The sequence below is a fragment of the Microcoleus sp. S36a_B3 genome (genome assembly GCF_036700745.1).
GTDB lineage: Bacteria > Cyanobacteriota > Cyanobacteriia > Cyanobacteriales > Microcoleaceae > Microcoleus.
Genome location: NZ_JAUBPN010000002.1, coordinates 118,889 through 131,806 on the forward strand (window position 1 = coordinate 118,889; position 12,918 = coordinate 131,806).

Sequence of the window (12,918 nt, forward strand, 5' to 3'; positions counted from 1 at the left end):
TTTTGATATCAATTCCGGTTGCACTCCTACATGATTGTTGATTGTTGACTGTTGACTTTTGACTGTTGACTGTTGACGAGCGGGTCGAAAAACTGAATGGTTTAGTGTTAACTGTTGACTCGATTTTATTATTCCGATACAACCGGAAACGATATGAGGTGCGATCGAGATTGCGACAGTCGATATGGCTAGGGTTGGCAGTGCATTTGTGTGAATTTAAGACTGAAACCCTCTAGATATATCGTTTGTACCGAAGTCTCGACCGCCCGCAATATTACTTAATATTGCGTTACGCCTTTCCCCATTTGGACAAAAACTTAATTATGGGAGAGGTCCAATCAAAAGTCGATGAGAAGTCGATGAGAACTCACTCAAGTTCTCAAATAGCCACCTGATTTAATAAAAATACGATAGAAAGTGCGATCGACCCGATTTGCATATCCCCTATTCTTTATAGGGGCAATCCCCCTGCGGTTGCCATCGTGGGCGGGGGGAGGCACTCTTGGCACTCCCAAGGTCGATCGAGGGACTATTGATAAATACATCTTTAGCAAATCTTTACAGAGTTTTCTGCAATAAACCGTTATGGTTGAGACTACAAATTTTCACTCTTTTTTAAACCAGGAATAGGTGGTGTGATGCGAAATTTTAATTGTCAAATTTTAGGAAATGCGATCGCCTTTATCGATCGCCTTGTTACAGATTATCAAAGTTTAATTGCCGGGGTAACACCGGGTACGGAAGTAGTGGTTTTGGATGGGGACAGGGATGCGATTGCACAAATTACCGAAATTTTAGCTCTTCGGACAAATATAGACAGCATTCACATTATTTCTCACGGCAGTCCGAGTAGCTTGCAATTGGGAAAAACTAGATTGTGTGCTGACAATCTGGAAGCTTATGCCGAGAAATTGCAGCAGTGGCGGAGTGCTTTAACTGTCGGTGCGGATATTCTGATTTACGGTTGCAATGTCGCATTGACATCCTTCACCTTCATCCAGCGCATCGCCCAACTCACAAATACCAACGTTGCCGCCTCCAAAAACCTCACCGGCAGTGCAGCAAAAGGTGGCGACTGGGAACTAGAAGTAACAACCGGGAAAATTGCAGCCTCTTTAGCATTTCGGCCCGAAGTTCTAGCAACATACAGCCACGTCCTTGCCACCTTCAGTGAAGCCAGAAACTATAGTGTACCAAATGCTGGAGACATTGATACGGGCGACCTTAATGGTGACGGTTTCCTCGACTTAGTAGTGACAGGTAAGCAGGATCGCTTCTTCCCAAGAGATATTTCCATATTGTTGGGGACGGGCACTACGGGCAGCTTTGCTACTCCTATCAGCTTACTTAAGCCAGCAGGTAAGGAGAATCCCACTGGCGTTGGAGTGGGCGACTTTAATGGAGACGGCAAACTCGATTTAGCTGTAGCGAATCGTAAGGATACACAAGGTAACGGCAATTTCGTTTCCATCCGGTTGGGGACAGGTACTGGCAGTTTTGGCGATCCTACCAACTTCGGTGAAAATATAGATCATGCTTCGATCGCAACCGGTGACTTTAATGGAGATGGCAAGTTAGATTTAGCCACAACTCCTGACCGCGATAACTTCATTTCAATACTTTTGGGAGACGGTACTGGTAGCTTTGGCAATCCCGTTAAGATTAACACACAAGCACGCAAGTATAGTGTTGCCACAGCCGACTTTAACGGCGACGGCAAACTCGATTTAGTCACGTCGAACTATGAAAATACTAATAACATCTCCGTTTTCTTAGGAGATGGTAAAGGCAACTTTAACTCCCCCGTTAACCTTAACTCCCCCGTTAACCTTGCCGCAGGGAGTGAGTTTCGCACTGTCGTTACAGGCGACTTTAATGGCGACGGCAAACTCGATATCGCCGCCAATAACAGCTCCAATCGATCTGTCTCTGTCTTTTTGGGAGATGGTACGGGTAATTTTGATACTGCTAACAACTTTAGTGTCACACCTTATCTATTTGGAGGTCCCGAATCTGTGGTTGCAGGGGATTTTAGTGGCGATGGCAAACTCGATTTAGCCACGTCTAACTACGTGCAGCAGGAACTTTCAGTCTTGTCAGGAGATGGTACGGGTAAATTTGGTACTCTCAGCAACTTTACGCTCCCGAAGGCCCCGAACACTGATGGTTATATTACTTTTGCGGTTGCGAGAGATTTTAATGCTGACGGTAAGTTGGATATAGCTACGGCTTCCGGTCAAACTGTCTCGATTCTACTGAATACATCGAATACAGTTAATTTCGGTGCGGCCACTTACAGCGGTGTGGAAGGAACAACAGATACAGTAGTTAATGTTCCCGTCAAAATCGCCGGCGGCACTCCCTTAAACGATGTAGTTGTGCCAATTCTCCTCGATCCCAGCAGCACTGCCACCGAAAATTCAGACTACACCTTTTCCCCTACTTCGATTACCTTCCCCGCAGGTGCAACAGGTGACGAACTCACCAAGAATGTTGCAGTTACTATCAAGCCTGACAATCTCTCTGAAGACCCCGAAACTGTAATTTTCAACTTTGGTACAATTACTGGTGGGATTGCGGGCTCCACAAAAACAACAACACTAACTATTTCAGACCAGGTTTCTGTTGCTTATGCCATTGCCACCGATACTGCCAGCATTGACGAAGGTAATAGCGGCAAAAAACCTCTAACTTTCACTGTGACTCGCAGCAACGTCACTAACGGGGCAAGTAGCGTCAAATATGCGATCGCCGGAACAGCTACCAACGGCAGCGATTATAACAATATCGGCGGCACTTCTGGGGCAAAAACTGCTACAGGCACGATTAATTTTGCGACGAGTGAAACATCAAAAACTATCACTTTGGATGTGTTGGGCGACACCATAGTTGAACCCGATGAAACTATTACCGTCACCCTGTCAGATCCCACAGGTATCGCAGCGGTAACACCGATAATTACCGCTGATACCGCTACCACAACTATTATTAACTACACTGCACCGACGCCGACACCAACACCAGAACCACCAACGCCAACGCCAATTCCAACGCCAATTCCAACGCCAACACCAGAACCACCAACACCACCAACGCCAACACCAGAACCACCAACGCCACCAACACCAGTCACGCCAACGCCAACACCAACGCCACCAACACCACCAACACCACCAACACTACCAACACCAGTCACACCAACGCCAACACCAACGCCACTAACACCACCAACACCACCACAACCACCAACACCACCAACACCGACCAATCGTCCTCCAGACGAGAATATTCGCCTGCGTTCTCGTTACACTCCTTTCGATATGGACATTCCTAACGTCTACATAGACCCGGATGGCGACCTACTCACCTACACACTAACCCTGCCTGATGGAAGCTTATTACAGAGCAATCCGAACAGCAGTTGGCTGGGATTCTCGTTTGACTCTGCCACAAACAGCATTAAGTTCACCGGAACTCCCCCAAGTAACTGGCAATCCTTCAACGCGAAATTAACAGCAATAGACCCTTATGGTGCGAGTTCCAGCCAGATAATCAAAGTAACGAAATCCCGAAACGGCCGGGTTATCGACGGTTACATTGCCGAGGCTACTGTTTTCTTAGATGTCAACAAAAACGGTGTCCTCGATGCCGGCGAACCATCCACTACTACTGACTCTAACGGTGAATTTAATCTCAATCTCCCCTTCGAGACTTTCAACAACAATCAAAACGGGGAAATTGACTCAGGTAAAGGCAATTTAGTTGCCATAGGTGGCACCGACACTGCCACCGGCTTACCCCTAGAAACACCAGTCACCGCACCGCCAGATGCTACTGTTGTCACCCTCTTAACCAGCTTAGTTGCCGACTTGACCGACAAAGGAATTGGACCAGCAGAAGCACAATTTTTAGTCAAAACTGCCCTTTCCATCCCCACTAATATTGACCTGACTAGCTTAGATCCGATCGCAGCTACCAACAACAACCAACCGGGCGGTATCGCAACTTTATCGGCAATGGTGAAAGTCCAAAATTTCATCACTCAAACTAGCGCTTTGATTGACGGTGCTTCTAGTGCATTAACTAGCGATATTGTCAAGGCTGTTGTCAGTTCAATTACGAGTCGAGTTCAATCCGGTACTGTTTTAAATCTGAGCAATGCAGCCGATTTAGAACCAATTATTCAGCAAGCAGCCACTAGAATCAAGCAAACTGACTCCAGTTTCAATAGTCAAAATTTTACCCAAATTACCTCGCAAGCTGCGACTGTAATGGCAACAGCCAATCAACGCATTGATGCCGCTGTCTCCAACCCAACAACTTCAATTCCTGAAGCAGTCGCCCGCGTCCAAAAAGTAACCTTGGGCGCAACGAGTCAAGATTTCAAAGCTGTTGGTGCTGGAAGTAAGACAATTTCTCAGGTAGTGGCTGAGAATACTGGTGCTGCTTTAGATACCAAAATTGAAACTATAACAACACCTGGTGGGATTGCGACTCCTGTTGTCACCGGCGATGCTGAGTTAGGCAGCAATTCGCCCGACGCAATTATCGGTACAAATGGTGATGATATCCTGACTGGAAGCAGCGGAAATGATGTTTTGATGGGCATGAGGGGCAATGATTATCTCGACGGTACCTCTGGCAATGACTCTCTTTTCGGCGGCAAAGGTAACGATATTATGCTGGGTGGTAGCGGAAATGATGTTTTGTTTGGCAGCCGCGGTGCTGACATTTTGAATGGTGGTGACGGTAACGATATTCTGCTGGGAGGTAAGGGTGATGATTTGCTGACTGGCGGTTTGGGAAGTGATACTTTGACGGGAGGTAATGGCAATGATAAATTCTTGCTTTCTACCAATTCTGGGACTGATATTATTACTGACTTTGAAGTTGGTAAAGACTTATTAATCTTGGGTAACGGGCTAACTTTCTCGCAATTGTCAATTACTCAAGAAAATAGTTCAACTTTCATCCGTTTGTCGGCAACAGGTGAAATTTTAGCTTCTCTGAATGGGGAGACGGCAAGTGCGATTAATGCTGCCAATTTCAATTTAGCTTAGAGCATGAGGTTATACCAAATCCGGGGAAGACAACCCCTCGATTATCCATAACGGCGTAAGGTGCGGATCAACAAACAAATACCGCAGATGGCAAATATTACCCTGCGACGCACCCTACTACTTTCGCCACCAGGAGACCGACTGATTCATCAAAAATATCCAAAACCCGAATTCTGGAAGAACTCGGGGTTCTAAGTGCAATCTTAAGTGTGTTGTAAACTTTTAATTTCAGCTAATCTTGCCCTTAATTTTGCGTTTCGCCGCACCCATACCCAGAATCCCAAATCCGGCAAAAGTACCCAACCAAGTAGCAGGTTCGGGTACGGCTTCAGCAGAGCTTGCTTCAAAGGAGCTTTTAATGGCGATCGCATCATTAGCGCACTCGGCCAAAAAATTAGCAATATAGCTCCCCGAAGGCATTGAGGATTTGTTAAAACTGAATCCGATTGTTTGAGAACCTACTGCATTAAATTGACCAAAATTCAGACCGAGGGCAGTCAAAGTGGCGGGAGTTAAAAAGTTAATTTCTCCTACTTTTGTACCTGTAGCAATTGAGTTGAGAACTGTCCAGTTTCCTGTTTGTTCAAAATAGGGATCTGTGGCAGCTAAATCGCCCATTGATGGAGTACCGCCTTGAGATGCAACTACAGTGTTGAATTGATTTAAATTGCTAAAGCCGGAGTTGGTTTTAGTGACGTTTTTAGCAGTGACATTGCTGTAAACGCCAGTTGTTGCCACGCCTGAGTCATTTCCTTCGGCAAAGCGAACGGCAAACAAGCTGTTATTTGCATTAGCTGTGTTGAAGTTTTGACCGGAAAAATTGAAGAATAAATCGCCGTAGTTGATGTTGCCTCGGAGAGCGGCGCTGTCTGCATATCCCGCTAAACTTAGATTCGAGTTAATGGCGATGAAAGCTGTATCTGATGTTTCTTTGACAGCGATACCGTAAAATTCAAATTCGCCGCCGCCGATTTGCGGCCCTGTCACGCCGTCGCTGAAGGAATCGATCGCATAATTCCAACCGTTAGATAGCGTTGCTGCTGTAGCTTTTTGTGGCTGTATCGCGATAATTGCACAGAAAACAGCCACTGAGCAAGTGCTGTAAATACTGTTTTTATTAGTAGAATTCATAAAATTCTCCGGGGAATGAGTGATAAAAAATCAAGTCGATCGCTCGGGAGCATCTGTGTTTTGCTTGAATGCGTGGGAGATCCTATCGATCGCTTTTGTTTTAATGCGTGGGAGATTTTATCTATCGCACTCGCACAAAAAAATATTTTTACAAAGCCGGAGATGCTGCCGCCTCGTAGGGACTCTTTGATTTTTAGTAAATCACAGATTCCGGCAAATTTTATTAAAGTTTTGGTAAAGATTTTGTGATAGCAGATCGGTTTTGCATTTATAGTTCGAGCGTCCCCGAAGAGCGAGTACAATACGCGATCTGGGCTTCTCGCACGCTTAATAAAAAAAATGCTTTTTGCAAAACCGCTCTGCTCCCGATTTTGTGGGCGATCGCCTAATATCAACTACATTCACAAAAAACAGCTAATGCCCGTAATTAAACAGCAAAATTTCGCCACTACCAGCACATTGCTACCCAAACGCATCACCTACGCAGAGTTAGTCCATAAAATTGATTGAGGGATTGAGGGATTAATTGGTCAATATTTCATTCACTTGAAAACCGCTAGATGCAATTTAATTACACCACAACTTATTCGCCCATAATTTGAATACTTACACTTCTGTTTCGCGGCCCGTCTAAGTCAAAAAACAAAACAGATTGCCAAGTCCCCAGTGCTAATTTACCTTCTGCAACTGGAATTACTTCGCTGGTACTGAGCGTCATGGCCATCAGGTGAGAGTGAGCGTTGATCGGTTCGTCGGCTGGAACTATTCTTAAATGCAGGTCGTTGTGCAAGTATTTGTCACCGGGAGGCGCTAATTTTTGCAAGTATACTTTAATATCTGCTAGCAATCTTTCTTCATCTTCATTAATTGCCAAAGCTGTAGTAGTGTGTTTGGAAAAAACTATAACTTGTCCATTTTTCACGGCACTGCTATCAAGAAGCTGGACAATTTGAGGAGTGATGTTATAAATATTAAGACCTGATTCTGTGAGTATTTCGATTGTTTGATTGATGATTTTCATAGGTTGCCTATTATCTCTAGCCCAGTTTAATAATTATAATTAGGTTGGTAATGAGGACTTGAGTCCTCAAATTCCTCAAAGGTCGATCGCCCAAAATTATACCATTTATAAAAAATTGTTTCCTCAAGTTAAGAGGGCCCGCACGCACCATCCACCGCCCCTACTGACTGTTGACTGTTGACTGTTGACTGTTGACTGTGAATCGAACAACTGAAAATTGCACCGAGATAGGTGGTGACTTGTAAAAATCATTCATGAATTGCTCTCTGATTTATCACCTGACGATGCAGCCGGAAACGATCTTATATCGCGCCCGCTCGATTAACTGCACGAACCTTTTTTGTGTTATGGCAATCTACCGGAGATGATATTAGGGATTCATCGCTCCTCGACGCACCCTACTAATGATGTAAGTAAATCTAAAAATCTAAAATCTAAAATCTAAAATCTAAAATCGACTGACGGCGAGGAGCGATCGTTTTGAGAAAAGCCAAGAAACTGCCTGCAACATATCCGTAGCGAGCATCGCGGGTTCCTTGAGACTCTGGCGGTAGTTTCTGCACTTGAAGCGCTGCATCAATCAAATTGCTGAATGCTGTTAACCGATCGCCGACAATTCATTAACTATCTTGACTCTTCCCTTAAGCACGTAGCGCAGCAGTCGGTTGAGCGAATATATATCTTGCTCGTCGAGAGAGTCATCCAAAACAGCAGCCATCAAACCGTAGCGATCGGCCAATGTCAAACAGCCTGTATCGGTAACAGAGGCCAGTATTTCAGAAATAGCGCCGGGGATAAGTTGAATAAAAAGCATAAGACCTTCTCTGAATTCGATAGTTATATCATCTATCATTCTCCCAAAATCAACAGTGACGCTGACAGAGTAGAGAATGTGATTTTTTGACGCTAATTGTGCGATCGCGACGCATCTAATTGTGTGACTAGCGGCGTTTTAAGTATGCGATCGGCGTCACAACATTATTTTATTATTTGCCAATTTCCCTCTCTCCCCTCCCAAATCTAAAGATTTACAAAGATTTTTAGGCTCTGTGGGTGTCTTTACCGACTACTCATGTATAAAACGCATTGTCAGTATGCAAAATCTTCATAAAACTCAATATTTTGTAAAAATAGCTACGAATCTTTACGGTGGTGGGTTTTACATTTGTTCGTAACAAAGGCGCATCGAAACGCAGCGATCGAACAATCGGTAGCAACCATAACAACCATAAATAGGTTGGTGGCATTCGAGGCAGCGTCCAAAAAAGCTCAAGTATACAAAAGACCAACCATGCTTAAAAGAAATTCTATCGAGTAACTAAATATACAGTTTTAAATTCATACAGTCACTAAGGTTAGCAGGAAACACACTTTATGCTCCAAGTCAATACTTTTCCCGAACAAGCCAGCCGCGAGGGTAAACCAATGACCCAAACAGTAGAACCAAAAACCAGCCAGAACAAATTTGAAAAACTCAAATCCGAAAAAGATGGCTTAGCAGTCAAAGCCGAACTCGAACACTTCGCCCAAATCGGCTGGGAAGCAATGGACGAAATCGATCGCGACTACCGCCTCAAATGGTTCGGCATCTTCTTTCGGCCAGTAACTCCTGGGAAATTCATGATGCGGATGCGGTTGCCCAACGGCATCATTACCAGCAATCAAACCAGAACCATCGCAGAAATTGTACAGCGGTACGGCGACGACGGCAGCGCCGACATCACCACCAGACAAAACCTGCAACTGCGCGGAATTCGCATAGAAGATGTGCCCGACATCTTCAGCCGCCTCAAAGCAGTGGGGATGACCAGTGTTCAGTCCGGTATGGACAACGTTCGCAACATCACCGGTTCCCCAGTCGCAGGCTTGGATGCCGACGAACTGATAGATACGCGGGAACTGGCGAACCAAGTTCAAGACATGATTACCAACAGCGGCGAAGGCAACCCCGCGTTTTCCAATTTGCCGAGAAAGTTTAATATTGCGATCGCAGGCTGTCGCGACAACTCAGTCCACGCCGAAATCAACGACATCGCCTTCGTACCCGCTTACTTGGACGGCAACATCGGGTTTAATGTTTTAGTCGGCGGATTCTTCTCCGCCAAACGCTGCGAAGCTGCAATTCCCCTCAACGCTTGGGCAAGTCCCAGCGACGTTGTAGATTTGTGCAAAGCAATTTTAACTGTGTTTCGCGATCGAGGCCCGAGAGCAAACCGCCAAAAATCGCGCTTGATGTGGCTGATTGACGAACTCGGCATCGAACAATTCCGCGCCGTCGTCGAACAAGAATTAGGGCGCACATTGCTTCGGGCCGCCCTCAAAGATGAAATCATCTGGGACAAACGCGACCACATCGGCATCTACGACCAAAAACAAGCAGGACTCAAGTATGTAGGGCTGCACGTTCCCGTCGGACGGCTAACTGCATCGGATTTGTTCGATTTAGCCAGAATCGCCGAAGTCTACGGCAGTGGCGAGCTCAGGCTGACTGTCGAAGAAAACGTGATTGTGCCCAACGTTCCCGAATCGCGGATTGAGTCGCTGCTGAAAGAACCGCTGTTGCAGCGTTTTTCCATTGAGCCGGCACCCCTGACGCGAGCCTTACTTTCCTGCACCGGCTCCAAGTTTTGCAACTTCGCCCTCATTGAAACCAAAGCTCGCGCCGTCGCCATGATTGGGGAACTCGAAACCGAACTCTCCATTCCCAAATCGGTCAGAATTCACTGGACTGGTTGCCCCAATTCCTGCGGCCAACCCCAAGTAGCAGACATCGGTTTGATGGGGACAAAGGTTCGCAAGAACGGCAAAACCCTTGAAGGTGTAGACATTTACATGGGAGGGACGGTTGGCAAAGACGCTCATTTGGGTACTTGCGTCCAAAAAAGCATCCCTTGCGAAGACCTTAAACCGGTGCTGCATCAACTTTTAGTCGATAACTTCGGTGCTGTTCCCCATCAAGGAGATGTAGCTTCCCTCAACCGACAACTGCAACTGACGGTTGAGAGAGACGAAACGACACTCGCGGCGACCAAACCTCAGACATCTACTGTTATTTTCGCCCGATCGGGCAAAACAGTTGCTTGCACCGAAGATGAATTTATTCTCGACGTTGCCGAACGGGCAGGAGTCGAACTCGACAGCAGTTGTCGTTCGGGAACCTGCGGCACTTGCAAGCAGAAACTTCTAGAAGGCAAAACAGTTTACGACAGTCAACCAGACGCGGCTGCCGATTTAGAACCAGGGTTCATTTTAGCTTGCAGCGCGCGGGCGATCGGCCAAGTGTCGATCGACGCCTGATCTCACATCTGCCATCTCACATTCCAACGATCTCAAAGTACAACAAGAATTCAAGACAAATGAGCAACCTTTCCCGCAGAAAATTCATCATCACCGCCGGAGTCACAGCCGCCGGCACCCTGCTAGCCCACGGTTGCAGTTCCGGTTCCACCACATCTAGCGCAACTCCCGGCGGAACCTCACCCACCGCTGCCCCAGCAGTCAACATCAACCCCGCCGACGCCCCCGAAGTTACCGCAGCCAAACTCGGATTCATCGCGCTCACCGACGCAGCACCCTTAATCATCGCCCTAGAAAAAGGCTACTTTGCCAAATACGGCATGAAAGACGTGCAAATAACCAAACAAGCATCTTGGCCGGTGACGCGCGATAACCTAGAACTCGGTTCCGACAAAGGCGGCATTGACGGCGCGCACCTCCTATCCCCGATGGCTCACCAGATGACATTAGGCACAATTACCAAAGGCAATCAGCCAGTGCCAATGAACATTCTGGCGCGGTTAAATACTAACGGTCAAGGTATTTCCCTCGGCAAAAAATACCTTGATTTAAAAATAGGTACAGATAGCAAACCTTTTAAAGCAGCCCTCGCCAATCAGAAAGTTCCGATTGCTATGACATTTCCCGGAGGCACCCACGATTTGTGGATACGGTACTGGCTAGCAGCAGGCGGTATCAATCCAGATACAGATGTTTCCGTGATTCCCGTACCGCCGCCCCAGATGGTAGCTAACATGAAATCCGGCAGCATGGAAGCCTTTTGTGTAGGCGAACCTTGGAACGCTCAGCTAATTGCTCAAAAAGTAGGATACAGCGCCTTAATCACTGGAGAACTTTGGAAAGATCACCCAGAAAAAGCTTTAACTTTAAGAGCAGATTGGGTAGCCAAAAATCCCAAAGCTGCTAAAGCACTGACAATGGCTGTTCTCGAATCCCAGCAGTGGTGCGAAAAGCCAGAAAACAAAGAAGAGATGTGTCAAATCATCGGTAAAGATAGATGGTTAAAAGTTCCTGCAGCCGATATTGTCGCTCGCTCTAAAGGTCAAATTGACTACGGTACAGGTCGCGTTGAAGCTGCTAGTCCAGTGGCGATGAAATTCTGGGCTGATAATGCTTCGTATCCCTACAAGAGCCACGATGCTTGGTTCATCACTGAAAATATTCGCTGGGGTTATATGCCGGCTAATACCGATATCAAAGGAACCGTCGATAAAGTTAACCGCGAGGATATTTGGAAAGCCGCCGCCACAGCAATTGGTGTTCCTGCAGCCCAAATTCCTGCTACGACTTCTCGCGGTGTCGAAACATTCTTTGACGGCATCAAGTTTGACCCCGAAAAACCTGAAGAATATCTGAAGAGTCTGGCAATCAAGAAAGCATAATTAGTTGACTGTTGACTGTTGACTGTTGACTGAATGACCAATTTTTAACTTTAGTAGTAAAGTTGGCTTTCTTGACTCAAACCACCCAGACACGGCGAACACTTCCAAGTATCTACAAATAATCGATTATTCACTAAGATACACTCAAAGATATGGCAACAAATCTCTCGGTTTCTAAAAGTAAAAATCCGGTAAATTTCGTTTTGGATTTGGTGCAAAAAAATCGCCGAAAAATCCTTCGACCTTTAGTTGCGATCGCAGTTTTGCTCACAATTTGGCAAATCCTTTGCCACGGTGATGGTTCCTCCTTGCCGGGCCCGGTTAAAGTTGTCAAAGAAACTTGGACTTTGATTATCGATCCCTTCTTCGACAACGGCGGTATCGACAAAGGTTTATTTTGGCAAATTTTAGCGAGTTTGCAGCGAGTGGCGATCGGCTTTACTTTATCAGCAATTCTCGGCATAAGTTTAGGGATATTGATCGGCACAAATCCTTTAATGTACGATGCTTTAGACCCGCTGTTTCAAGTATTTAGAACTATCCCGCCTCTAGCTTGGTTGCCGATCGCCCTGGCAGTATTTCAACAGTTCAATCCCTTTGAAGGTATGGGACTGAAAACCAACGAAGTAGCAGCACTTTTTGTAATCTTGGCTACAGCAATTTGGCCGATTATCATCAATACCACAGTAGGCGTTCAACAAATACCCCAAGACTACAGAAACGTCGCCCGCGTCTTGCGCCTACCGAACCGAAAATACTTCTGGAAAATCCTGATTCCATCTTCAGTTCCTTACATCTTCACAGGCTTGAGAATTGGTATCGGTTTGTCTTGGCTGGCGATCGTAGCGGCGGAAATGTTAGTCGGCGGTGTTGGCATCGGTTTCTTCATCTGGGACGCTTACAACAGTTCTAGACTAAGCTCCGTGATTCTAGCAGTGCTTTATGTAGGAATTGTCGGCTTGCTATTAGACAGAATAGTTGGTTTTATCGGTTCTAAAGTGGTTCCCGAAGAAAGCAAATAGGATTT

The 12,918-nt window shown here is 46.1% G+C and carries 8 protein-coding genes and 1 pseudogene; 5 read left to right on the forward strand and 4 right to left on the reverse strand.

Annotated elements, in window-relative coordinates; translation table 11 throughout:
* Positions 1–638: 638 nt before the first annotated feature.
* Positions 639–5,060 carry a DUF4347 domain-containing protein gene (locus tag QUA01_RS02645; RefSeq protein ID WP_333087758.1) on the forward strand — a complete coding sequence of 1,474 codons (4,422 nt, stop codon included), beginning with the start codon at positions 639–641 and terminating at the stop codon, positions 5,058–5,060.
* Between the two features lie 228 nt (positions 5,061–5,288).
* Here QUA01_RS02645 and QUA01_RS02650 read toward each other — a convergent pair whose 3' ends face one another.
* The 4 genes from QUA01_RS02650 to QUA01_RS02665 form a co-directional block, all read right to left on the reverse strand.
* Positions 5,289–6,191 carry an XDD3 family exosortase-dependent surface protein gene (locus tag QUA01_RS02650; protein ID WP_333087756.1) on the reverse strand — a complete coding sequence of 301 codons (903 nt, stop codon included), beginning with the start codon at positions 6,189–6,191 and terminating at the stop codon, positions 5,289–5,291.
* Positions 6,192–6,774: 583 nt separating this feature from the next.
* Entirely contained in the window at positions 6,775–7,212 is a 438-nt protein-coding gene (locus QUA01_RS02655) for a secondary thiamine-phosphate synthase enzyme YjbQ (RefSeq protein WP_333087755.1), read from the reverse strand.
* A gap of 434 nt (positions 7,213–7,646) precedes the next feature.
* Positions 7,647–7,775 (reverse strand): hypothetical protein, encoded by a 129-nt coding sequence (locus tag QUA01_RS02660; protein WP_333087752.1) that lies wholly within the window; start codon positions 7,773–7,775, stop codon positions 7,647–7,649.
* A 35-nt stretch (positions 7,776–7,810) separates the two neighbouring features.
* Entirely contained in the window at positions 7,811–8,026 is a 216-nt protein-coding gene (locus QUA01_RS02665) for a hypothetical protein (RefSeq protein ID WP_194011692.1), read from the reverse strand.
* A 611-nt stretch (positions 8,027–8,637) separates the two neighbouring features.
* Between QUA01_RS02665 and QUA01_RS02670 the strand changes: the two are divergent.
* The 4 genes and pseudogenes from QUA01_RS02670 to ntrB form a co-directional block, all read left to right on the forward strand.
* Positions 8,638–10,164 (forward strand): annotated as a pseudogene (locus QUA01_RS02670) (ferredoxin--nitrite reductase); the annotation flags it as partial.
* A gap of 99 nt (positions 10,165–10,263) precedes the next feature.
* Positions 10,264–10,509, forward strand: a complete 246-nt coding sequence (locus tag QUA01_RS02675) for a 2Fe-2S iron-sulfur cluster-binding protein (protein ID WP_333113731.1) — start codon at positions 10,264–10,266, stop codon at positions 10,507–10,509.
* Between the two features lie 59 nt (positions 10,510–10,568).
* Positions 10,569–11,891 carry a CmpA/NrtA family ABC transporter substrate-binding protein gene (locus QUA01_RS02680; protein ID WP_333087750.1) on the forward strand — a complete coding sequence of 441 codons (1,323 nt, stop codon included), beginning with the start codon at positions 10,569–10,571 and terminating at the stop codon, positions 11,889–11,891.
* A 152-nt stretch (positions 11,892–12,043) separates the two neighbouring features.
* Complete coding sequence (gene ntrB / locus QUA01_RS02685) at positions 12,044–12,913, forward strand: nitrate ABC transporter permease (protein ID WP_194070878.1); 870 nt, start codon at positions 12,044–12,046, stop codon at positions 12,911–12,913.
* Positions 12,914–12,918 lie beyond the last annotated feature (5 nt).